We start from the raw sequence: 21,559 nt of genomic DNA on the forward strand, positions 1-21,559 counted from the left end.
ATGCCCGAGCCGACAGACATTGACGCGTTACAACACCGGGATATAGCGTAACGCGCGATGACGGCCGTGGTTCCCCTCCCGCGCAGCCCCGAGGACGTGACTGCAGAGTGGCTCAGCCACGCACTCGGTACTCCGGTCGGCGGTGTCGACATCAGCCCGATCGGCACCGGCCAGACCGGCGCTACCTACCGGGTGACGGTTGGCTACCACGAAAACCGCTCCCTCCCTGATACTTTCGCGATCAAGTTGCCGTCACAGGATGAATCGGTGCGAGACCGGGTCGCGATCGGCTATCGCTCGGAACACGCCTTTTACACCGAGATGGCGAAGCACGTCGCCGTCCCGGTGCCGGTCTGCCACTACTGCGAGATCGACAATGACGGTGCCGACTTCGCGCTGGTACTCGGTGACCTGGCACCGGCCGAACAGGGTGACCAGTTGGCCGGATGCAACGTCGACGAAGCGCTGCTTGCTGTTCGGGCGCTGGCCGGACTGCACGGCCCCAGCTGGTGCGAACCCAAATGGGCAGATTTCCCTGGCATCTCGATGCCAAAGGCCGATCAAGACTTCGCCAACGGGCTCGGCGAAGTGGCGAAGATGGCCACGGAGATCACGCTGGAGAAGCTCGGTGCCCGCATGCCGGCGACCGACCGGGAAACGTTGCGCGCATCGATGTCGATGGTCGCACCCTGGCTGATGACGGAGCCCGACCGCTATGCGCTGCTGCACGGCGACTACCGACTGGACAACATGCTGTTCAAACCCGATCGCACGGAGGTCACGATCGTCGATTGGCAGACCATCGGTAACGGTTTACCGGCGCGCGATCTGGCGTACTTCACCGCGACCAGCCTGACACCCGAACTCCGCGCGGCGGCGGAAAGGCAGCTGGTCGATGCCTACCATGCCGAGCTGATGCGTTACGGTATCACCGATTACGACCGCGACACCTGCTGGCGCGACTACCGGCTCGGCATGCTGCAGGCACCACTGTTGATCGTCTTGGGCACCGCGTTCGCGAACTCGACCGAACGTGGCGACGACATGATGCTCGTGATGACCGCGCGCAGCTGCCAGGCCATCCGCGAACTGGGGGCCATGGACCTGGTCAGCGCTGCCTGACCCACGCTTCGGCTTCGTCGACAGTGGCGGCTGTCGCCACGCCGCCGGGCAGCCTCGGCCTGTCCACCATGATCACCGGGACATTCAGCGCGGCAGCGGCATCCAACTTTGCCCGCGTCATGGCGCCGCCGCTGTTCTTCGTGACCAGGGCGTCGATGCGGTGGTCGCGCAGCAGCGCCAGCTCGTTGCCGTAGTCGTACGGACCTCGGGACAACAGGATGTGGTGCTGCGGCGGCAGCGTATCGGCGTCCGGCGGCGTGACGGCACGGATCAGGAACCAGGCGTCCGACGCACGGAAGGCCGTCGTGCCCGAACGCCCCGTGGTGAGGAAGACCCGTTGGTAGCCATGGTCTTTGACGGTCTGCGCGGCCTGCCGGTCATCGGCGACGACGATGGCGTCACCGTGCGGCCACGCCGGCCGTGCCAGGACCAGGTGCGGCAGCCGCAGATCGGCGCAGGCCTGAGCCGCATTGGCGGTGATGGTGGCGGCGAACGGGTGCGTGGCGTCGACAACGGCGGTGATCTCGTTGTCCTGCAGGTAGTTTCGCAGGCCCTCGACGCCGCCGAAGCCGCCGATCCGCACCGGGCCGACCGGTAGCGCCGGGTCGGGGACACGGCCGGCCAGGGAACTGATCAGGTCGACGCCGGGGTGCAGTCGCTTGGCCAATGCCCGCGCCTCGGACGTTCCGCCCAGGAGCAGCAGTTTCATCAGTGGGTGGCCCCGCGGCGGCGGCCACTGGAATACAGGTAGCTCTCGGCAAACCCCTGAGCGCCCAGTGCGTCTCCGATGAAGATGACCGCGGTTTTGGTGATACCCGCCGCTTTGGTCCGCTCGGCCAGCTCGGCCAGGGTGCACGTGATGACCTGCTCGGTCGGCCAGCTCACGAAAGCCACCACCGCACAGGGAGTCTCTGGACGGTACCCACCTTCGAGCAGCTGCGGGACGATGTTGTCGATCTGAGCGGCCGCCAGGTGCAGTACCAGGGTGGCACCGGGCTTGGACAAAGCCACCAAATCCTCACCGTCGGGCATCGCGGTCGACAGCGTCGCCACGCGGGACAAGGTGACGGTCTGGGCCACGCCGGGCACCGTCAGCTCACGCCCGAGTGCCGCGGCCGCAGCGGCGAAAGCCGGTACCCCGGGGACGATTTCGTGGTCGATGCCGAGCTCGTCCAGCCGGCGGCACTGCTCCGCCACCGCGCTGTAGATCGAGGGATCCCCGGAGTGCAGTCGCGCCACGTCGAGTCCCGCCTCGTGCGCGGCGACCAACTCACCGATGATCTGCTCCAGGTTGAGCGGACCGGTATCCACGACCCGCGCATCCGGCGGGCATTCCGCCAGCAGATCGTCGGGCATGATCGAGCCGGCGTACAGGCAGACCTGACACGAACGCAGCAGCCGCTGCCCGCGCACGGTGATGAGATCCGCGGCGCCGGGTCCTGCGCCGATGAAGTACACCGTCATTCTTTGACCACCGTCCACTGGGTTATCGGCAATGCCGGGCGCCAACCGGTGAAGCCACCGATCGGTTCGCCGTGATAGTGCTGGAACCGACGCAGATCGCCACCCAGCTTCGAATAGAGCTGCACCACAAAGGCTTCCGACTCTGCCGTCACCGCATTGGCGACCAGCCTGCCACCGGATTCGAGGGCGTCGTAGCAGGCGTCGAACAACCCGGGCTGAGTCAGGCCGCCACCGATGAAGATGGTGTTCGGGCCGGCCACATCGGCGAAACTCTCCGGCGCCGCGCCACGGACATCGACGCGCACGCCGAACGTGGTGACGTTGGTGGTGATCCGCTGACGGCGCACGTCGTCGCTCTCGAAGGCGACCGCCCGGCCGCCCGAGGCCCGGCACCATTCGATGGCCACACTGCCCGAGCCCGAGCCGACGTCCCAGAGGATTTGATCCGGGCGCGGCTCCAGCGTGGCCATGGTCACCGCGCGGATGTGCTGTTTGGTGATCTGCCCGTCGTGGTCGAAGGCATGGTCTGCCAACACCGCCCCGACCCGGAGATCGGGGACGTACCGCACCGCAACGACATTGAGCGCGTCGACGTGCGGATCCTGGGTGTCCCACTCCTGGGCGGTCATGGCGGTGACGCGTTCGTCCGGACCACCGAGCTGTTCCAGGACGATGAAATCCGATTGACCGCGGCCGGCTTCGGTGAGCAGTCTGGCCAGTGCCCGCGGGGTGTCGGCGCCCTTCGACAGCACGACAGCCTGCCCGCCCAGCCGCATCGCGGTGTGGGGTGCGGCATTGACGAGGCTGATCACCTCGGTGTCCTGGACACTCCAGCCCAGCCGCGCGCACGCCAGGGTCACGGAGGACACATGCGGCAGCACCCTGACGCGATCCCGACCGAACAGCCGGATCAGGGTAGCGCCGATGCCGTGCAGCATCGGGTCACCGGATGCCACCGCGTGGACATCCCCCAGCCCGTCGAACACCGACGGCAATGCCGCCAGCATCGGCGACGGCCAGGCTCGACGCTCTGCCGTCACCGCGGCGTCCAGCAGGTCCAGCTGCCGCGGACCGCCGAAAATCACCGCGGCGCCGAGTAGTTCGTCACGGGCAGCCTGGCCCAGCCCGGCCATGCCGTCGGCGCCGATACCGACGACCGTGATCCTCCCGCTCATCTCGGCATCTTCTGCCAGATCGCCTTCGGCACAAAACGGGTCGCAAAGATCAGCGGGCGGATACCCCACGGCACCCAGACGGCGGACTTGCCCTTCCGCAGTGCTGTTGCGGCCGCCTCTGCGACCTGCGCCGGCGTACTCGACATCGGCGCCGGGTCCATGCCCGCGGTCATCCGCCCGATCACGAAACCGGGTCGCACGATCAGCAGCTGAATCCCGGAGCCGTGCAGCGCGTCGGCCAGCCCGCAGGCAAAGCCGTCCAGACCCGCCTTGGCCGACCCGTAGACGTAGTTGGCGCGACGGACCCGCGCCCCGGCGATCGACGAGAACACCACCAGTCGTCCCCTGCCCGCGGCGCGCATGCGCTGCGTGAGCAGTGTCAGCAGGTTCACCTGGGCCACGTAGTCGGTGTGTACGACGGCCACCGCGTGCGCGGCGTCATCCTCGGCCCGCGCCTGGTCACCGAGGACACCGAACGCCAGGACCGCGGTGCCGATGGGGCCGTGTTCGGCTTCGATCGTGTCGACCAGCGCGGCGTGCGAGGCCAGGTCGTCGGCGTCGAACTCGCAGGTCTGCACGTTGGTGGCGCCTGCCGCGCGCACCGCCTGCACCTCGTCGGTCAGCTGGTCGGCCCGGCGCGCGGCGAGCACCACCGTGTTGCCCGGCGCCAGCCGGACGGCCAGTTCCAGGCCGATCTCGCTGCGGCCGCCGAAGATGACGACCACCTCGCTGCTGGTATCCGCCGTGTCGTTCACGGCTGCGATTATCACCTGCGCTAGTTTTGATCACGATGGCGAAGGCAACGACACGGCTCACCAGTGACGCGCTGGCATTCCTCACCGAGCGTCATCTGGCCATGCTGACCACCCTGCGGTCGGACAATTCCCCGCACGTCGTGGCTGTCGGTTTCACCTTCGACCCGAAGACCCACATCGCGCGCGTCATCACCACCGGCGGTTCCCAGAAGGCTCTCAACGCGGCCCAGCGGGGCGTCGCCGTGCTGAGCCAGGTCGACGGTGCCCGGTGGCTGTCCCTGGAAGGCAAGTCGACCGTCAGCAACGACGCCGACGACGTCCGCGACGCGGAACTGCGCTACGCGCAGCGCTACCGCACTCCGCGGGTGAATCCCCGGCGCGTGGTGATCGAGGTCCGGGTCGAGCGCGTCCTCGGCTCCAGCGAGCTGCTGGACCGCGGCGAGGCTTAGTCCGCTTTTCAGCCTCAGCTCCGGCGACCTGCCGACCGTGGTGACGGTTCGGCGCCCAGCGCAACGCAGGTGCCGCCGTCGCGACGTGGGTGTCGTCGAGCGTCACTGACTCCGTATCACGTTGCGGGACTGTCACTTTCGCCGCCCTCGTCGCCACTCTCGGCCGGGTAGAGCGTCGGGTGGTGAGACTGGTTCGTCCTGGGTTGGCCGACGTCCAGCAGTGGTGGTGGGGTCCAGTGGGTGTGGCCGTCGGGGCCCATGGTGGTGCTCCAGCCGCCGGTGTCGACGAGGCGGTTGTCGCGCCCGCACGCCAGGGTCATGGTGTCGATGTTGGTCAGTCCGTCATCGCGCCAGTTGGTGACGTGATGGGCTTGGGAGCGCGAGGCAGGGGCGGTGCAGTTCGGTCTGGTGCAGCCGTGGTCGCGGCCGAACAACGCCAACCGCTGGGCGGTGCTGGCGGTGCGGGCCGCCCGACCCAGGTACAGGGGTTGGCCGGTGTGGTCATCGAAGATGGCGAGGTAGTTGTCCGAGCCTTGGGCGGCCATCCGGATCAGGTCTTTGATGGGGAGTTTGGTGCCGGTGTGGGTGAGCGCGGTTCCGGCGCGCTTTTCCAGGTCGGTGACGGTGCCGGTGGCGACCACCGCGACGGGGAACCCGTTGTGCACCCCGGAGGTGCCGGTGGCGAGCATCATCCGGCCTACGAATGTGAACGCGTCATATTGGCGCTGCGCCAGGGTGCGGGTATCCGCGTCGATCTGCTCTTGGGTGGGCGTCCCGGAGTGGCAGGGGTGTGGGTCGGCGGGGTTGCACATGCCGGGGGCGGCGTACTTGTCGAACAGCACTTCCCAGTAGGCCCGGCCTTCGGGGTCGAGTTGGGCGGTGACGTCGGTACGGCCGTCGGGCCGCTGCTTACTCATCACGAATGAGCGTTTCGGGTCGGGTTCGTCGTCGTGAGGTTCGGGGCCGTCCTGATCCAGCCGGTACAACAAGTCCGCCGCCGCGCGCCGCAGGTCTTCGGGGGTTTTGACCCTCGCATCGGCCACCAGATCGGTCTCGCACTGCAACAGGGTGATCGGGTCGGCCGCCCACAGCGGCAGCTTGCCGAAGAACCAGGTGATCACCGCGACGTGCTCACTGTTGATCGCGCCCTCCGCGAGGGCGGCGGCGACCAGTTCCCACACCGGACCCAGCGGCTCGCCCGTGATCGCTGAGCGCGGGCCCAAATTATCCGTGTCGCGGACCCGGCGGCGGGCTTCTTCCCGGCTGATCCGCAACCGCACATGCAGCACCTCCGGCCAATCCTTCGCGCCGATGTCCTTGGCGGTGGCTTGGGTTTGGGCGGCGGCCAGGATCTGGTGATCGACGGCCTCGGCGGCGCACCTCAACGTTTCCCGTCGCGACTGCACCTCCAACAATGTCCGCACATCCAGGCCGGTGTAGTCGAGGTTGTCGACCGCCGCGACCGCGTCCTCGAGCGCCGCGTAGGCGGCGAGGACAGCGGCGCGGTCGATGGTCATATTCGAACAATAGTTCGACCTCCCGACAAGAAATGGCCTGGAGTGTGACGCTAGTTACCTACTGTGACCAGCGAAATCAAAGTGACCAAAGTTTTTTCGCGCGCCACCGCGCCGGACAAGACCAACCTGATCGGCGGCCAGCACCCGGTCGGCGAAATGTTCGCAGTCACGACCTCGAGACTGCAGCCATTCACCACACCGACCACCAGGTGGGCCACGGTCCACCAACTGCGACAACTATTCGTCATAAGATGCTGTCGTCCCCAGATCGGCAGGAGCATCGATGTCACGCGGCACTCCGCTGGACGACAGCGCCCGGGCGGGCTCACCACCCACCGACCGCGTCGTCAGCATCATCGAACTCCTGGCGCAACAGTCCGAACCGAGTTCGGTGGCCGCCATCGCGTCGCGCCTGGAACTCAATCGCGCGACCGTCACCTCGATCCTGCTGGCCCTGGAGCGCGCGGGTTGGGTTGTGCGCCTTGCCGATCGGAGTTACACCCTCGGACCGGGCATGCTCGGGGTCGCCGAGGCCGTGCGCAACGCCCTGCCCCTGCCGGACAACCACGCCGAGGTCCTGCACGACCTCGCGCATGCCACCAAGTGCGGGGTGTCGCTGGCCATGGTCGGCACCACCGAGATGACGTTCGTCAGCGTGGTGCGCGGCGTCGGCCACATCCCGGGCGGCGTCGGTGTCGGCGTCCGCCTGCCGCTGACGCCACCCGCTGGCGCGTCGGTGATCGCCCGCCGCGACACTGCCAGCCGGCAACAGTGGCTGGCCGGCGCACCGCACGAGTTGCGCCCCGACCTCAGCAACCTGCTCGATCAGCTCGGCAACGACGGCGTCGCAATATTCGATTTCGGCGACTCCAACCCTGAGGTACTCGGCGTGCTGGGCGACGTCGCCGAGCTGCTCTCGGAACACCCCCGGCGCAGCGCGCTCCGGCAGCGGGTTTTCGAGACACTGGTCAGCCTCGGCGGAAAGCCTTACCGCACGGCACAACTCGAATCGCCCGAGCCGCTGCCCGTGAGCTACCTGAGTACCGCCGTGGACAACTCGGCCGGCTACCCCGCCTACGAGATTCAGCTCGGGCCCCTGGATCCGTCGGTCAGCGCCGCCGACCGTGCACGGTACATCCACGAATTGCGCTCGGCCGCAGCAAAGCTCAGCCAGCACTAGTCATCGCCACTGCGCAACCCGCCGGCTTTCCGGCGGGCACTTCGGCGACCCACTCACCGGGAATCAGTGCTTGCGCCGCCATCGCCGAAGTGCTTACCATCTGCGCGTCGCCAACTATTTGGCATTCATCTGACAATTATTCGTCACATTGGGAGCGTAGATGGACACAGCAACGACGCTGCATCGCATGGGAAGCCCGGCCGGACCAGGCCACGCCCGGTTCATCGGCCGCGTAGGCGCACTGGCCGTTGCCCTCGGCATCGGCATCGCCGTCGCGAACAATCCTGCCATCTGCCTGGCCGACACCGGCGCAGGCACCGGTACGTCGGTGTCGTCGGCCGACAACCCATCGTCAGCCACCAAACCGAAGCCCGAGAAGCCCGCGAAGAAGACGAAAAGCCCCAAGCGGCAGAAGAATCCGCCGGCCACGACGCCGGACAAGCCCGTTGACCACGACGCCCCGAAGCCCGGCGGCACCGACGCCGCCGGCCAACAACCGGCCGCGACAAATCCCGGCGACCCGGCCGCAGCCACGAACCCGACACCCAAGAAGTCCTGGCAGAACCAGCGTCGCAGCCGGACAACGAAACCCGGCGCGTCGGTCACCCCGTCGGCCGCCGAGACGACCAAGACCAGCCCGAAGACGAGCTCGGCACCCATCTCGACCGCGGCCGTGACGGCACCGAAACCGGCTGCACCCCAAGCACCTTCAGTGGCCTCCGCCGCGACCACCGTGTCGTCGGCCCTGTCCGCCGCCGCGACCAGGATCAACACCCTCACCGCCACAACGCAACCCGTCTCCACTGTTGCCACTGGCGGCAACTTCGTCACTCACGTGGTGTCCAGCCTGCTCGGCGCCATCGGCCTGGTCCCGCAGGCCGGCACCAGCCCCGCCGCCCCGCCGCAGGCACCGGTGCTGTGGACCCTGTTCAGCTGGATTCGTCGCGAGATCGGCAACACCTTCTTCAACGCCGCGCCCATCATCAATTACAAGCAGACCGAGACGAGCCAGACATTCGGCGGCGTCATCAAAGGCGATCTGAAGGCCACCGACGCCAACGGCGACAAGCTCACCTACACCGTCGACAGGGGCCCGACCAAGGGCGCCGTGACAGTCCGCCCGGACGGCACCTTCACCTACACCCCAAGCGACGCACTGGCATTCACCGGCGGCACCGACTCGTTCACGGTCACCGTCGACGACCGGCCCGGCAATCCGTTCCACATCAACCTGCTGAAACTGTTCCAGCCGAACGCCGGTGCCACCACCACCGAGACCGTCACCGTCACCGTGAAGCCGACCAGTCCGCTCGGCACAGCCGACCAGATCGCGCTGGAACAGAAGGCCCAGGAAATCGTCAACACCCCGCAGGTGCAGGCGGCCATAGAGGCACTCAAGCAGGCCTGGCTGGCGCACGCGCAGCAGCGATTCGGCCTTGTCGGCGGCGTCGATGCCGAGAATCTGGCGCTGCTGGACCAGGCCGCGCGGGAACAGGCGCTCAACGCCGCGATGACGGTCGTCAACAACGACCCGGACAACCCGCTGGTGATGGCCGTCGATATGCGCGGGCACAGCTGGTACGGCATCGACACCCCCGGCAGCCGGTTCATCTACGACAACCCCGACACCATCTACCGCACCATCCCGGTGCGCAGCGATTCGACGTACGTCATCAGCGGCAAGTATCTGGGCGGCATCCCCGTCGACGGAAACTTCGGTGTCTACGCCGACATCAGCGATGCCAAGCCGATCGGAAATCTGTTGGCGCAGAACCTCGTGGTCAACGCAGACGGCACGTTCACCATTACCGTGGACGGCAACCCCACTCAGCCGGGGCAGACCAACCACATCTACCTGCCGCCGGACGCCCAGCAGATCTTCGTCCGGTACACGATGGCGGACTGGAACACCGAGTCGGCGCCGAGCCTCACCGTCACCCGCACGAGCGGACCGGCCGGTTCTCGCGCCGAGAGCTTCGAAGAGATGGTGGCCCACACCACCGACATCCTCGCGAATTTCGGTACCAGCGAACACAATACGGCGCTGGACATCGTCACCCTCAGCCTGCAGACCGGCCAGCTCAAGCCGCCCAACTCGCTGACGCAGCCGTTCAACTTCCCCGGCACCCTGGTGTCCCAGAAGCAGAGCCTCGGCTACTTCCAGCTGGCCGACAATCAGGCCCTGGTCATCACCATCAATCCCGGCAACGCCGGATATTTCGTGGTACCCGTGACCAACGACTGGGAACTGTCCCCGGGCGACGGCACCGCGCAGACAAGCCTGAACAACGCGCAGTCCATTGCCAATCCGGACGGCACCTACACCCTCGTCATCTCCCCCGACGATCCCGGCGTGGCCAACTGGGTCTCCACGGGCGGCCTCAACCAGGGCACGCTCTACATCCGGTTCCAGGACCTCGACGCCACGTCGTCCGCGGTGCCGATGATCGTCTCGCAGCAGGTCGTCACCCTCGATCAGCTCGGCACCGTGCTGCCGGACGGCACCAAATACGTCACCGACGCCGAACGAGCGGCCCAACTCGCCGCGCGCTTGGACGGCTACAACGACCGTTTCGGCCCCTACCCCCAGATCACCACAGGAGCACAGTCCGTATGACCGCCACCGCCGTCACCTTCACCCCCGGTTCCGCAGCCACCTGGCGCAGCCCCTGGGCCATGTATGCCGCACTGCGCGAACATGATCCGGTTCACCACGTCATCCCCGCGCACGCCCCGGACAACGACTACTGGGTGCTGTCGCGTTATGCCGACATCTCGGCGGCAGCCAAGGACCACGTCACGTTCTCGTCGGCCGAGGGTCTCACCTTCAACTACGACGACATGGAAGCCGTTGGCATCAAGGACAATCCGCCGATGGTGATGCAGGACCCGCCGGTCCACACCACCTTCCGGCGTTTGGTGGCCAAGGGATTCACGCCGCGGCAGGTCACCGCGGTCGAACCCAAGGTGCGCGAATTCGTCGTCGACCGTATCGAGAAGCTACGCACCCAAGGCACCGGCGACATCATCACCGAGTTCCTCAAACCACTGCCCAGCATGGTGGTGGCGCACTATCTCGGTGTCCCGGAGCAGGATTGGGATCGCTTCGACGCGTGGACCGATGCCATCGTCGCCGCCAACTCCACCGGGCACCAGCCCGCGGCCGCCCCCGCCATCGCCGAATTGTTCACCTACTTCAACGAATTGATCGCCTACCGCCAGAAACATCCCGAGGACGACACCGTCTCACACCTGGTGGCGGCCGGCTTCGGCGCCGACGGCGATATGTCCGGCATCCTGTCCATCCTGGGCTTCGCCTTCACGATGATCACCGGCGGCAACGACACCACGACCGGAATGCTCGGTGGCGCAGTGCAATTGCTCACCGCCCGCCACGACCAGCGGCAGCTCCTGATCGACGACCCGGCGCTGATCCCGGACGCCGTCGAGGAACTGCTGCGGCTCACCTCGCCGGTGCAGGGCCTGGCCCGCATGACGACCCGCGACGTCGAGTTCGAGGGCACCACCATCCCGGCCGGTCGCAAGACCTTCCTGCTGTACGGCTCGGGCAACCGCGACCACCGACAATGGGGACCCGACGCCGAGGAGTTGAACGTGCTGCGCCGCCCCGCTCAGATCCTCACGTTCAGCCACGGCAACCACCACTGTCTCGGCGCCGCGGCGGCCCGCATGCAGGCCCGCGTCGCGCTCGAGGAACTGCTGACCCGGTGCCCCGATTTCGACGTCGACGCCGACGCCGTCGAATACGCCGAAGGCAGCTATGTGCGCCGCCCCACGCACCTGCCGTTCACGGCGCAGCCATGAGCCGGGTGGAGGTCGATCGCGAGATCTGCATCGGCATGGGCATGTGCGAGGGAATCAGCGCGGCGTTCCGGGTCGGCGACAGCGGCACGGTCGACATCGGCGACACCGCATCCCTCGACCCGCTGGTGCTGCGACGGGCCGTGGCGGCGTGTCCGACCGGGGCGTTGCGCTTCGCCGACGACGTGTAACGCGGTCTGGCGACGCAGCTCAAGACGGCAACCAACCGGCATGACGCACGTCACCCCGGCATGGTTCGATCTAAGACGCCATGACTATCGCGAGCCCTTTCCCCGAGGTCCAGATCCCGACGACGGCCGTCTACGAGTACATCTTCGGCGATCTTGCGTCGGACGCCGATCGCATCGCGATCACCGAGGTCGCGACGGGTGCCGAGTACACCTACCGCGAGCTGACCAGCCGGATCGAGGCCTTCGCCGGCGCGCTGGCCGCCCGCGGTCTCGGCGTCGGCGACGTGGTCGGCCTACTGGCGCCCAACAGTGCCGCGTTCGCCATCGCCTTCCACGGCATCCTGCGGTCCGGCGCGACAGCCACCACGATCAACGCGCTGTTCACGGCCAAGGACATCGCCAAGCAACTGACCGACTCCGGTGCCGCCATGCTGATCACCGTCACGGCGCTGGCGCCGCAGGCGCTGCAGGCCGCCGCCGAGGTCGGCCTGGCCGCCGACCGTGTCGTCGTGCTCGACGGTCCCGGCACAGCGGCCGACGGTCATCCCAACGCCGCTGAACTGCTCGACGCCGCGCCGCCCGCGCCCGCGGTCACCTTCGACCCGGCCACTCACCTGGCGGCCCTGCCCTACAGCTCGGGCACGACGGGAAATCCCAAGGGCGTCATGCTCACCCACACGAACCTCGCGGCGAACGTCGCGCAGATCCGGCCCATCCAGGGCCTGGTCCCCGAGGATCGCGTGCTCGCGGTGCTGCCGTTCTTCCACATCTACGGCATGACGGTGCTGCTCAACTCCGTCCTGCACGCCCGGGCCCGGCTGGTCATCATGCCCAGCTTCGATCTGGCGCTCTTCCTCAAGACCATCCAGGACCACAAGTGCACGTTCGCGTTCATCGCGCCGCCCGTCGCGGTGGCCCTGGCGAAGCACCCGATGGTCGACTCCTACCGGCTCGATTCCCTGAAGGGCCTGATGTCGGGCGCCGCGCCGCTCGATGACGACCTCGGGATGGCGGTCTCCGACCGGCTCGGCTGCCCCATCGTGCAGGGCTACGGCATGAGCGAGCTGAGCCCGGTGAGCCACTGCATGCCGTTCGACGGCGGCCGCGAACTCGTCGGCGCCGTCGCACCGTTGAGCTCGTGTGGCTGGACGGTGCCGAACGCCGTCAGCAAGATCGTCGACCCCGACACGGGCGCCGAGATCGGCCGGCCCGAACACGGCCTCAGCGAGGTCGGCGAACTGTGCTTCCGGGGCCCCAACGTCATGGCCGGCTACCTCAACAACGACGCCGCCACGAGCGAAACCATCGACGCCGACGGCTTCCTGCATACCGGTGACCTGGCCCGGGTCGACGCCAGCGGCTGCATCTACATCGTCGACCGGCTCAAGGAACTCATCAAGTACAAGGGCTACCAGGTGCCGCCGGCCGAACTCGAGGCCGTGCTGCTGACGCATCCCGGTATCGCCGATACGGCGGTGGTCGGGGTCCGTGATCCGGAATCGGGCGAGGAAGTGCCGAAGGCGTTCGTGGTGCTGCAACCGGAGTCGGCGCTGACGGGCGACGAGATCATGGATTTCGTCGCCGGCCAGGTGGCGCCGTACAAGAAGGTCCGGCAGGTCGCGTTCATCGATGCGATCCCGAAGTCCGCAGCCGGCAAGATTCTGCGCCGCGAACTGCGCGACATCCGCGAGGTCTAGCTCGGCAACGTCTGGCCGATGTCGCGCGCGGCCTTGGCCTGGCGATAGCCGACCGCGAGCCCGATGAGCGGCATCAACACCAAGCCGGCCAGCCCGAACAGGTCGCCCCGCAACCCGACCGGCTCGGCGGCGGCCCACACCGGGATACCGGTGTGGTCGGCGGACAGCAGGTCGGCGTCACCTTCCTCGCTCGGCACCGACAGTTCGTGTACTTCGATGATGGGCTGCGGCGCGCCTGGTGCCCCCCACCAGGTCCCACCTGGCGACGTACCGGTGTGCTGTTCGGCCACGATGACGGGCACCGGCGGATTCGGCGGCTTGAACATGGGCACCGTAGCGGGGTTGTCGGAACCGCTGGCCCCGGGCGCGGTGTTGTTGCTCTTGCCGTTCGCCTTCGACGATTTCCCGGTGTTGGTCTGGCCCGAGACCGACGAATTGGCACCCGAATTGCCGCGCGAGCCACCGTTGCCGGAGTTGCCGTTGCCGGCGTTGCCGCGTGGGGAGCTGCTCTTGCCGGAACCCGTCTTGCCGGAGCTGCTGTTGCCGCCGTTGCCATTGGACCCACCGGGATCGGCGGCGGCGATCGCCATCGAGGGCCCGGCGATCATCAGAAATACCGATACCGAAAGACCGGCAACCGTCAGCAGCACATCGTCACGGCGCATGTCTGCCCCCGATCGGTTCCGCTGAGTGGCAACCCCCTGCGCACTCCGGTCCCTCATCATGGCATGCCATCGTGCCCGGGTTGACGATTTCCGCGGTCGTCGTGGGTCAGGGCTCAGGCCGCGTCCGGGTCCTGTGCGATGCCGTCCGCGGCCTTGCGCAGCAACGTCAACGCGGTGCGCGCCCAAGTCTGCGTCGCGCCCGCGAGCCCGCACGAGGGCGTCAGGCCGACGCGCTCGCGCAGCACCGTCCGGGGAAACCCGAGCCGGTCGGTGATACTCGCGGCGGCCGCGGCCACCGTCTCGACCGGCACGGAACGCTCCGGAGCGACGCCCGGCAGCACGCCGAGCATGATGGTCCGGCCCGCCTCGATCCACTCGCCGATGCCGTCGAGGTCGGCCGCGGTCAGCTTGGTCACGTCGACGGAGATGGCACTGAAAGCGGTGCGCGCCAGGGTTTTCCACGGCACGTCCGCAGCGCACACGTGAATGCTCGCCGGTCCCCCGACGGTCGCGATGCACTCGTCGAGCAGGCTGGCGGCGAGCAGCGCGTCGACCGGGGCCACCGGCGACATCCGGGTTACCCCGGCAAGCCGCCCGGCCAGCGCGGCGGGCAGCGACGGTTCGTCGAACTGCACGACGACGTCGGCGTCGCAGCGCCGCGCGACCTCGGCGCGATGGTGCGCGACGCCCTCGGCGAGGGAGCCGGCCAGGTCCCGCAGCGCGCCCGGATCGGTGATGGCCCGGTGACCGCCGGGCAGTTCGAGTTCGGCGGCCAGCGTCAGTGGACCGGGCGCCTGCACCTTGATGGTCCGTCCGGTCCCGCGCAGCCCGGCTTTCTCCCATGCCTCTTCGAGCGCGTCGACGTCCTCGTCGAGCAGGCCGGTGGCACGGCGCACGACGGCACTGCGGCCGGAGGCGATGCGGTACCCGCGGGGGACGGTGTCGAGGCCGATGTCGACGAGCAGTGCGCCCGCCCGTCCGATGATGTCGGCGCCGATGCCACGCGCCGGCAGCTCCACGAGATGCGGCAGGGCGGGCAGCTCACCGACGACGACTGCCGCCGCTTCCCGGGCGACCGTCCCTGGCCACGAGCCGATACCGGTTGCCTGGGCGAAAACAGTCACCCGGCCAACACTATTCGATGGGGTCCGCGGCCGGATCTTCCACGTAGCTGCGCAGCCGGTCCAGCGCGCGGTCCCAGCGCTTCGACAGCGCGGTCAGGTACTCACTGGCCTCGGCGAGCGGGTCCGGCTGGATGCGCCAGATCCGTTCACGCCCGTGCCGGCTGCTGCTCACCAGCCCCACCGCCTCCAACAGCAGCAGATGTTTGGTGGCCGCCTGCCGCGTCACCGGAATCACCTGTGTCACTTGCAAAGTCGAGCACGGGCCGGCCTCGCAGAGCCGTACGACGATACGCAGCCGATTGGGGTCGCCGAGCGCGTCGAACAGTGGCGCCCGGTCTTCGACCGCAGTACTCACATCGACTCGCCCAGGTACTTGCGTACCAGTTTCGTCTGGGCCTCCCAGCCGCCGCTGTTGGCTTCGAACGCCGCGGCCCGGCGATCGGCCGGGATGTTGTCGAACCCGGATTCGACGATCTGCAACAGCACGCCGTCGCCGGTTTCGGTGAGCGTGAACTCGACGAGGGTGGTCGGCTCGTTGTCATAGTCGGCACCGGGTTCGACGGCGTACGGATGCCAGCGGAACGCCAGACGCCGCGGCGGTTCCACGGCCACGATCTGCCACACCGAGGCTGTCCCGGCGTGCGGTTCCTGCGCGGCGGCGACCTCGTCGTCGACCTCGGTCGGGGTGATCACGCCTCTCACCGATTCGCCCGCGACGAACGGGCTGTCGAAGCGCACGCCGAACCAGCGACCGAACTCGTCGGCGTTGGATATCGCGCGCCACACGCGGTCCAGCGGGGCGCGCAGGGTGACTTCCTTTTCGATGCGATCGGAATTCATAAGCAACCTCCTGGTTGCCTATTACGCTACGACGCACCAGCGCCAAGCGCAACGTTTTGGTTGCTTTTGAAGGGGATCAGCGCGCGATCGTGGCGCTGCCGACGACCTCGTCACCGTCCGGGTCACGGCGATACAGCACCATGGTCTGACCTGGGGCAACACCGCGCAGCGGCGTGCGCAGCTGCACGTCGAGCACGCCGCCGGCGAACTCGGCGACCGCATCCGCCAGGCCCCCGTGCGCTCGCACCTGAATCAGGCATTCAACCGGACCCTCGGGCGCCACACCGGAGGTGAACACCGGACGCTCGCCCGTCAGCGCGTGAATCTCGAGATCCTCCACGCCACCGACATGCACGGTCCCGGTCTCGGCGTCGATACCGGTGACGTAGCGCGGCAGGCCGTCGGGCCCCGGACCCGCGATGCCCAGGCCCTTGCGCTGACCGATGGTGAACCCGTGTACGCCGTCATGCTCGGCGAGCTTCGTGCCGCCGGCATCGACGACCGCGCCCGGCCGGATGCCGATGCGCGCGCCGAGGAAGGCCCGGGTGTCACCCGACGGGATGAAGCAGATGTCGTGACTGTCCGGCTTGTCCGCGACCGCCAGCCCGCGCTCGGCGGCCTCCTGACGAATCTGCGGCTTGGGGGTGTCGCCGATCGGGAACAGCGCGTGGCTGAGCTGCTCGGCGGTCAGCACCCCGAGCACGTACGACTGGTCCTTATCAGCGTCGACCGCGCGACGCAGCCGGCCGTCCTCCAGTCGCGCGTAGTGCCCGGTCGCCACGGCGTCGAATCCCAGCGCCAGCGCCCGGGCCGACAGCGCCGAGAACTTGATCTTCTCGTTGCAGCGCACGCACGGGTTCGGCGTCTCGCCACGGGCATACGACTCGACGAAGTCGTCGATCACGTCTTCCTTGAAGCGGTCCGCGAAATCCCAGACGTAGAACGGGATTTCCAGGATGTCCGCGACGCGGCGGGCGTCGCCGGCGTCCTCCTTCGAGCAGCAACCACGCGACCCGGTGCGCAGGGTGCCGGGCGCGGTGGACAGCGCCAGGTGCACGCCCACCACGTCATGGCCGGCGTCGACCATGCGCGCCGCGGCCACCGAGGAGTCCACTCCCCCGCTCATCGCTACCAGAACCCGCATGACTACCTTCCCAACCCGGCACTGGCCAGTGCGGCCTGACGCGCCCGCTCGACGGCGGCCGGCAACACGGCCAGCACAGCATCGATGTCGGCGTCAGAACTGGTGTGCCCCAATGAAAATCGGAGTGATCCGCGGGCGCTCGCCGGATCGGCGCCCATGGCGATCAAGACATGTGACGGCTGCGCGACACCCGCCGTGCAGGCCGAGCCCGTCGAGCATTCGATGCCCTTGGCATCCAGCAGCATCAGCAGGGCATCGCCCTCGCAGCCGCGAAAAGTGAAGTGCGCGTTGCCCGGAAGCCGGTCCTCGCCGGCGCCGCCGTTGAGCACCACGTCCTCGATGCCGGACAGCACGCCGTCGACCAGGCGGTCGCGCAGGGCGCCGATCCGGGTGCGGTACGCGTCCAGGCCCTCCACCGCCACGCGCGCGGCGGCAGCCATGGCCACCACGCCCGCGACATCCGGTGTGCCCGAACGCACGTCACGTTCCTGGCCGCCGCCATGCAGCAGCGGCACACACGCGACGTCGCGGCGCAGCAGCAGCGCGCCGACGCCGGTGGGACCACCGAACTTGTGTGCCGCGATGCTCATGGCGGACAGCCCGCTCGCGGCGAAGTCGACCGGCACGGCACCGATCGCCTGGATGGCGTCGCTGTGCATCGGGACGCCGAACTCGGCTGCGACAGCGGCCAATTCGGCGATCGGCTGGATGGTGCCGACCTCGTTGTTGGCCCACATCACGCTGACGAGCGCGACATCATCATGAGTTTCGAGAATCTCACGCAGGGCCTGGGCGGACGTGGCGCCGGTGGCGTCCACGGGCAGCCAGGCCACCTCGGCATCCTCGTGTTCGACGAGCCACTCGACGGCATCGAGCACCGCATGATGCTCGACGGGCAACGTCACGATCCGGCGGCGTCCCGGACAGCTGTCCCGGCGGGCCCAGAAGATGCCCTTGACCGCCAGGTTGTCACTCTCGGTACCGCCCGCGGTGAAGATCACCTCAGAGGGCCGGGCCCCCAGCTGCTGGGCCAGGGACTCGCGCGCCTCCTCCATCCGGCGCCGCGCGGCCCGCCCCGACGTGTGCAGCGACGACGCGTTGCCGCCGGCGGCCAGGACCGCCGTCATCGCCTCGATGGCAGCGGGCTGCATCGGGGTCGTGGCGGCGTGGTCCAGATATACGGGGCTCATGGCCTGTCCAGGATACCGGCCAGGCCAAACCGGTCAGGCTGCCTGCCAAACCGCCTTGGTGTGCCCGTGAACAGCGGGGACGGGCAGCGGACCCACCTGGTGTACCGCAGCCTGGCAGCGGCCGGCCAGATCGCGCCGGTCGGTACCGGGCAGTTGCAGCGACTGCACCTGCATGTGGCACACCGTCAGCTTGGCGGTGATGACGCGCTTGATCGACGTCAGCAGCGAATCGTCGCCGATGAACGCCGGGATGGTCGACTGCGCGCCGTTGCGGTGCCGGTAGGTCAGCTGCAGTGGCTGCACGGGACGACCGGTGTCGATCGCGGCCTGGAACATGGCCGGCGCGAAGGTGCCGTGCCCCAGGCCGCACCACGTGGTGCCCTCGGGGAACGCGACGACGGTCTGGCCCGCGGCGAGCCGGTCACCGACAGTGCGCACGACGTCAGGCAGGCCACGCAGGCTGTGCCGATCGATCGGGATGACCTTGAGCAGCCGGGCCACGAAGCCCAGGGCCGGCCACTCGATGAGGTCGGCACGCGCCACGAACGAGCCGGGCATCACGGCGCCGATCGCGAAGATGTCGACCCAGGACACGTGCCCGGCGACCACCAGCACGCCGCTCAGGTTGCGGATGGGACCGCCGGAGACGCTGATCCGCACGCCGAGGCAGCGCAGCATCAGCCGGCAGTACAGCCGCTGGATGCGGGACTTGCCGGGCAGCGGTACCGCCAGCAACGGCAAGGCCGGCAGCAGCAGCATCGTCATGATCAGCCGGACGGTGGTGCGCAGCACCACGACGAACGGGCGGCTGATGTGCACGGAGTCCACCCGGATGCAGCTGGCGTCGCACGACGCCTTGGGCAGCCAGGCGTGCTCCTGCACCGGCACCGGCGTGGTCACTGCGCGGCCTTGTCGGTCGCGGCAGCTGCCGAACGCAGCCGCGTCAGGTACCGGACGTCGGCTTCGCGCTTGTCCAGCAGGGCCGGGAAGTCACCGACGCCGAAATCGGGGTCGTAGGCCGGGTCGCCGCACACCTTGGCGCCCAGGCGCAGGTAGCCGCGCATCAGCGGTGGCACCGTCACGCGAGCCGGCGGCTCGATGTCGTCGAGCAGCTTGCCCTCGATGATCACCGGACGGTACGGACGCACCTTGTACTCCGAGGCGTGCCGCTTGTTGACGAAGTCGCGCACACCGCGAATCTGGCTGGCCGGTGCCTCCTCGGGACTGCCCTGGATGGGCACCGATACGCAGCCGGTTACGTAGTCGTAGCCACTGTGATCCAGGTAGGCCAGGATGCCGCCCCACATGAGCAGCACGACGGCGCCGTTGCGGTGGTCGGCGCGCACCACCGCGCGGCCCATCTCCACCAGCGACGGGCGCAAGGTGTCGAGCGCTCTGACGTCGAATTCCGTTGCGGTGTAGAGGCCACCCGCGGCGATGGCGCCGGGCGGCGGCAGCATGCGGTAGCAGCCCACGTACTCGCCAGTGTTGTCGTCACGGACCAGCAGGTGGTCGCAGAACTGGTCGAATCGGTCGGCGTCCCGGCCGCTTTCGAAGCCGGGGCTGTCGTCGGTGAGGGTGTAGCCCGGCTCCGAGGTGAACACGTGGTGACGAAGCCGTTGCGCGGCTTCGATGTGTTCGGAGTCGGCCGACAGCAGCAGGGTGTAGCGCGGGGCGTCGGTCGATGAACTGGTGTCGTCAGGGGCGATGAGTACAGAACTAGTGCTCATGTTCAGCACGGTGACGGAGCCGTTGGGCGCGGCGGCATCAACCACGTAACGCGTTGATGACCGGTTGCGAAACATCACGGTCCGTTACATTCGGCGCATGATGCCGCGATGAGGAGCCGCGCCGCGATCGTCCGTGACGTCGGCGGGGACTGGTCGGTGGAGGAATTCGAGCTCGACCCGCCGCGTGCCGGTGAGGTTTTGCTGCAGATGGCGGCGGCCGGGCTGTGCCACTCCGACGATCACATCCGGTCCGGCCAACTGGCCGCGCCGAAAGGTGCTGCGGTGCCGGGCATGCCGCCGACCATCGGTGGTCACGAGGGTTCGGCGGTGGTCCTCGAGGTCGGTCCGGGAGTGACGCGGTTCGCCCCCGGCGACCACGTCGTGACGTCGTTCCTCGCGGTGTGCGGGAAATGTCGTTGGTGCACAAGCGGTATGGAGTACCTGTGCGACGTCGGCGCCGGCACGCTGATCCCCGGCATGCCCACCGACGGGACGTTCCGCCACCACAGCCTCGCCGGTGAGGACCTGCGGCACACCTCGAAGATCGGCGCGTTCGCCGAACACACTGTGGTGGCGGCGGATTCGCTCGTGAAGATCGACCCGTCACTGCCGCTCGTGCCCAGCGCACTGCTGTCCTGCGCTGTGCCCACCGGTTACGGGTCGACCGTGCGGCGCGCCGCGGTGCGTGCCGGTGACACCGTGGTGGTCATCGGCGCCGGCGGCATCGGTACCGCGGCGCTGCAGGGAGCCGCACTCGGCGGGGCCGCTTCCGTTGTCGCCGTCGATCCGGTGGCGTTCAAGCGCGATTCCGCGGTCGGGTTCGGTGCGACCCACACGGCGGCGACGGTCGCCGAAGCCGTTGCGCTCGTCCGGGATCTGACGCGTGGCGTGATGGCAGACGCCGTCGTCGTGTCGCCGTCGATGATCAATGACGGTGATGTCGCCGACGCCTTGTCGTTGACCCGCAAGGGCGGCACCTGCGTGCTGACCGGGATGGCGGCGCCTTCGGCCGGGGCCGTGCGACTCGACCTGCAAGACCTGATCCTGATGAACAAGAACCTGTGCGGCACGCTGTTCGGTTCCTGCAACCCGACCACCGAGATCCCGGCACTGGCGCAGCTCTACCAGGAAGGCCGGCTCAAGCTCGACGAGATGATCACGCGGCGCTACCGGCTCGACGACATCAACGAGGCCTTCGACGATCTGCTGGGCGGCCGGGTCATTCGCGCGGTGATCGATTACTCGCTGCGATAACCGCCCGGTCGACGGTCACGGTGCAGCCGCCGGTTTTTGGTGTGGCGGTGCGAGATGCGGTGGAAAGTACGTGAATGCAATCGCGGCGGCGGTCCTCCGGCGGTTATTGCACTCAGGGACGTCCAGCTGCCCGCAAAGGTCCCTACATTCGATCAGGGTGGCTGACAGTGCCCAATGACTGAAACTACGTACTTCTTCAAGCCGGCTGGGCTTGGCCGTCAAGCCGGCGGGGTGCGTCGG

At 68.2% G+C, this 21,559-nt stretch carries 21 protein-coding genes; 8 read left to right on the forward strand and 13 right to left on the reverse strand.

From position 1 onward, the window contains the following. Positions 1-57 precede the first annotated feature (57 nt). Positions 58-1,122 (forward strand): phosphotransferase family protein, encoded by a 1,065-nt coding sequence (locus ACJEIK_RS18325; protein WP_064859096.1) that lies wholly within the window; start codon positions 58-60, stop codon positions 1,120-1,122. Here the strand turns inward: ACJEIK_RS18325 and ACJEIK_RS18330 are convergent. The 4 genes from ACJEIK_RS18330 to ACJEIK_RS18345 are packed head-to-tail and all read right to left on the reverse strand — an operon-like array spanning position 1,109 to position 4,516. Continuing rightward, entirely contained in the window at positions 1,109-1,831 is a 723-nt protein-coding gene (locus ACJEIK_RS18330) for a cobalt-precorrin-6A reductase (RefSeq protein WP_409430103.1), read from the reverse strand. The genes ACJEIK_RS18325 and ACJEIK_RS18330 overlap by 14 nt on opposite strands. Further along, the gene (cobM, locus tag ACJEIK_RS18335; protein ID WP_064859094.1) at positions 1,831-2,586 is read right to left on the reverse strand and encodes a precorrin-4 C(11)-methyltransferase; all 756 of its coding nucleotides are present in this window, start codon (positions 2,584-2,586) and stop codon (positions 1,831-1,833) included. Before cobM ends, ACJEIK_RS18330 begins: the two co-directional genes overlap by 1 nt. Then, complete coding sequence (gene cbiE, locus ACJEIK_RS18340) at positions 2,583-3,761, reverse strand: precorrin-6y C5,15-methyltransferase (decarboxylating) subunit CbiE (protein WP_133427177.1); 1,179 nt, start codon at positions 3,759-3,761, stop codon at positions 2,583-2,585. The genes cobM and cbiE overlap by 4 nt, the downstream gene beginning before the upstream one ends. Next, positions 3,758-4,516 carry an SDR family NAD(P)-dependent oxidoreductase gene (locus ACJEIK_RS18345; RefSeq protein ID WP_133427176.1) on the reverse strand — a complete coding sequence of 253 codons (759 nt, stop codon included), beginning with the start codon at positions 4,514-4,516 and terminating at the stop codon, positions 3,758-3,760. The genes cbiE and ACJEIK_RS18345 overlap by 4 nt, the downstream gene beginning before the upstream one ends. A 35-nt stretch (positions 4,517-4,551) precedes the next feature. Here ACJEIK_RS18345 and ACJEIK_RS18350 point away from each other — a divergent pair, with 35 nt between their 5' ends. Beyond that, a complete protein-coding gene (locus ACJEIK_RS18350; protein ID WP_061002402.1) occupies positions 4,552-4,965 on the forward strand; it encodes a F420-dependent biliverdin reductase in 414 nt (137 codons plus the stop codon). 116 nt (positions 4,966-5,081) lie between these two features. Here the strand turns inward: ACJEIK_RS18350 and ACJEIK_RS18355 are convergent, their stop codons facing one another. After that, complete coding sequence (locus ACJEIK_RS18355; RefSeq protein ID WP_133427175.1) at positions 5,082-6,482, reverse strand: HNH endonuclease signature motif containing protein; 1,401 nt, start codon at positions 6,480-6,482, stop codon at positions 5,082-5,084. A 283-nt stretch (positions 6,483-6,765) separates the two neighbouring features. Between ACJEIK_RS18355 and ACJEIK_RS18360 the strand changes: the two genes are divergently transcribed. The 5 genes from ACJEIK_RS18360 (at position 6,766) to ACJEIK_RS18380 (ending at position 13,372) form a co-directional block, all read left to right on the forward strand. Then, positions 6,766-7,662 carry a helix-turn-helix domain-containing protein gene (locus tag ACJEIK_RS18360; protein ID WP_061005700.1) on the forward strand — a complete coding sequence of 299 codons (897 nt, stop codon included), beginning with the start codon at positions 6,766-6,768 and terminating at the stop codon, positions 7,660-7,662. 160 nt (positions 7,663-7,822) lie between these two features. After that, the gene (locus ACJEIK_RS18365) at positions 7,823-10,279 is read left to right on the forward strand and encodes an Ig-like domain-containing protein (RefSeq protein ID WP_135356569.1); all 2,457 of its coding nucleotides are present in this window, start codon (positions 7,823-7,825) and stop codon (positions 10,277-10,279) included. Next, positions 10,276-11,487 (forward strand): cytochrome P450, encoded by a 1,212-nt coding sequence (locus ACJEIK_RS18370; protein WP_061005696.1) that lies wholly within the window; start codon positions 10,276-10,278, stop codon positions 11,485-11,487. Before ACJEIK_RS18365 ends, ACJEIK_RS18370 begins: the two co-directional genes overlap by 4 nt. Beyond that, positions 11,484-11,675, forward strand: a complete 192-nt coding sequence (locus ACJEIK_RS18375; protein ID WP_061005693.1) for a ferredoxin — start codon at positions 11,484-11,486, stop codon at positions 11,673-11,675. The genes ACJEIK_RS18370 and ACJEIK_RS18375 overlap by 4 nt, the downstream gene beginning before the upstream one ends. 80 nt (positions 11,676-11,755) lie before the next feature. Then, positions 11,756-13,372, forward strand: coding sequence for a 4-coumarate--CoA ligase family protein (locus ACJEIK_RS18380; protein ID WP_135356570.1), 1,617 nt, complete (start codon positions 11,756-11,758; stop codon positions 13,370-13,372). Here ACJEIK_RS18380 and ACJEIK_RS18385 read toward each other — a convergent pair. The 8 genes from ACJEIK_RS18385 to ACJEIK_RS18420 form a co-directional block, all read right to left on the reverse strand. After that, positions 13,369-14,037: a hypothetical protein gene (locus tag ACJEIK_RS18385; protein WP_135356571.1), complete on the reverse strand. Its 669-nt coding sequence runs from the start codon at positions 14,035-14,037 to the stop codon at positions 13,369-13,371. The two genes, ACJEIK_RS18380 and ACJEIK_RS18385, sit on opposite strands and share 4 nt — an antisense overlap. A 113-nt stretch (positions 14,038-14,150) precedes the next feature. Further along, a complete protein-coding gene (locus ACJEIK_RS18390; RefSeq protein WP_133427172.1) occupies positions 14,151-15,161 on the reverse strand; it encodes a methionine synthase in 1,011 nt (336 codons plus the stop codon). A 10-nt stretch (positions 15,162-15,171) separates the two neighbouring features. Beyond that, on the reverse strand, positions 15,172-15,516 hold the full coding sequence (locus ACJEIK_RS18395) for an ArsR/SmtB family transcription factor (protein ID WP_133427171.1): 345 nt from the start codon (positions 15,514-15,516) through the stop codon (positions 15,172-15,174). Then, the gene (locus ACJEIK_RS18400; protein ID WP_135356572.1) at positions 15,513-16,001 is read right to left on the reverse strand and encodes an SRPBCC family protein; all 489 of its coding nucleotides are present in this window, start codon (positions 15,999-16,001) and stop codon (positions 15,513-15,515) included. Before ACJEIK_RS18400 ends, ACJEIK_RS18395 begins: the two co-directional genes overlap by 4 nt. Positions 16,002-16,077: 76 nt before the next feature. Next, positions 16,078-17,145: a tRNA 2-thiouridine(34) synthase MnmA gene (mnmA, locus tag ACJEIK_RS18405; RefSeq protein WP_135356573.1), complete on the reverse strand. Its 1,068-nt coding sequence runs from the start codon at positions 17,143-17,145 to the stop codon at positions 16,078-16,080. Between the two features lie 2 nt (positions 17,146-17,147). Further along, complete coding sequence (locus ACJEIK_RS18410) at positions 17,148-18,335, reverse strand: cysteine desulfurase family protein (RefSeq protein ID WP_061009615.1); 1,188 nt, start codon at positions 18,333-18,335, stop codon at positions 17,148-17,150. A gap of 33 nt (positions 18,336-18,368) precedes the next feature. Then, positions 18,369-19,235: a 1-acyl-sn-glycerol-3-phosphate acyltransferase gene (locus ACJEIK_RS18415; RefSeq protein WP_135356574.1), complete on the reverse strand. Its 867-nt coding sequence runs from the start codon at positions 19,233-19,235 to the stop codon at positions 18,369-18,371. Then, entirely contained in the window at positions 19,232-20,065 is an 834-nt protein-coding gene (locus ACJEIK_RS18420; protein ID WP_135356575.1) for a GNAT family N-acetyltransferase, read from the reverse strand. Before ACJEIK_RS18420 ends, ACJEIK_RS18415 begins: the two co-directional genes overlap by 4 nt. Positions 20,066-20,173: 108 nt before the next feature. Here ACJEIK_RS18420 and ACJEIK_RS18425 point away from each other — a divergent pair, with 108 nt between their 5' ends. Further along, positions 20,174-21,319 (forward strand): NDMA-dependent alcohol dehydrogenase, encoded by a 1,146-nt coding sequence (locus ACJEIK_RS18425; RefSeq protein ID WP_135356576.1) that lies wholly within the window; start codon positions 20,174-20,176, stop codon positions 21,317-21,319. Positions 21,320-21,559 lie beyond the last annotated feature (240 nt).

The sequence above is a fragment of the Mycobacterium sp. SMC-16 genome (assembly GCF_046250085.1).
Lineage (GTDB): Bacteria > Actinomycetota > Actinomycetes > Mycobacteriales > Mycobacteriaceae > Mycobacterium > Mycobacterium phocaicum.

Coding starts and splice junctions, on each gene's coding strand:
- ACJEIK_RS18360 (WP_061005700.1), top strand. CDS start 6,766: ATGTCACGCGGCACTCCGCTGGACGACAGCGCCCGGGCGGGCTCACCA.
- ACJEIK_RS18425 (WP_135356576.1), top strand. CDS start 20,174: ATGAGGAGCCGCGCCGCGATCGTCCGTGACGTCGGCGGGGACTGGTCG.
- ACJEIK_RS18380 (WP_135356570.1), top strand. CDS start 11,756: ATGACTATCGCGAGCCCTTTCCCCGAGGTCCAGATCCCGACGACGGCC.
- ACJEIK_RS18365 (WP_135356569.1), top strand. CDS start 7,823: ATGGACACAGCAACGACGCTGCATCGCATGGGAAGCCCGGCCGGACCA.
- cbiE (WP_133427177.1), bottom strand. CDS start 3,761: ATGAGCGGGAGGATCACGGTCGTCGGTATCGGCGCCGACGGCATGGCC.
- ACJEIK_RS18400 (WP_135356572.1), bottom strand. CDS start 16,001: ATGAATTCCGATCGCATCGAAAAGGAAGTCACCCTGCGCGCCCCGCTG.
- ACJEIK_RS18370 (WP_061005696.1), top strand. CDS start 10,276: ATGACCGCCACCGCCGTCACCTTCACCCCCGGTTCCGCAGCCACCTGG.
- ACJEIK_RS18385 (WP_135356571.1), bottom strand. CDS start 14,037: ATGCGCCGTGACGATGTGCTGCTGACGGTTGCCGGTCTTTCGGTATCG.
- ACJEIK_RS18375 (WP_061005693.1), top strand. CDS start 11,484: ATGAGCCGGGTGGAGGTCGATCGCGAGATCTGCATCGGCATGGGCATG.
- ACJEIK_RS18330 (WP_409430103.1), bottom strand. CDS start 1,831: ATGAAACTGCTGCTCCTGGGCGGAACGTCCGAGGCGCGGGCATTGGCC.
- ACJEIK_RS18420 (WP_135356575.1), bottom strand. CDS start 20,065: ATGAGCACTAGTTCTGTACTCATCGCCCCTGACGACACCAGTTCATCG.
- cobM (WP_064859094.1), bottom strand. CDS start 2,586: ATGACGGTGTACTTCATCGGCGCAGGACCCGGCGCCGCGGATCTCATC.
- ACJEIK_RS18350 (WP_061002402.1), top strand. CDS start 4,552: ATGGCGAAGGCAACGACACGGCTCACCAGTGACGCGCTGGCATTCCTC.
- mnmA (WP_135356573.1), bottom strand. CDS start 17,145: ATGCGGGTTCTGGTAGCGATGAGCGGGGGAGTGGACTCCTCGGTGGCC.
- ACJEIK_RS18410 (WP_061009615.1), bottom strand. CDS start 18,335: ATGAGCCCCGTATATCTGGACCACGCCGCCACGACCCCGATGCAGCCC.
- ACJEIK_RS18355 (WP_133427175.1), bottom strand. CDS start 6,482: ATGACCATCGACCGCGCCGCTGTCCTCGCCGCCTACGCGGCGCTCGAG.
- ACJEIK_RS18325 (WP_064859096.1), top strand. CDS start 58: ATGACGGCCGTGGTTCCCCTCCCGCGCAGCCCCGAGGACGTGACTGCA.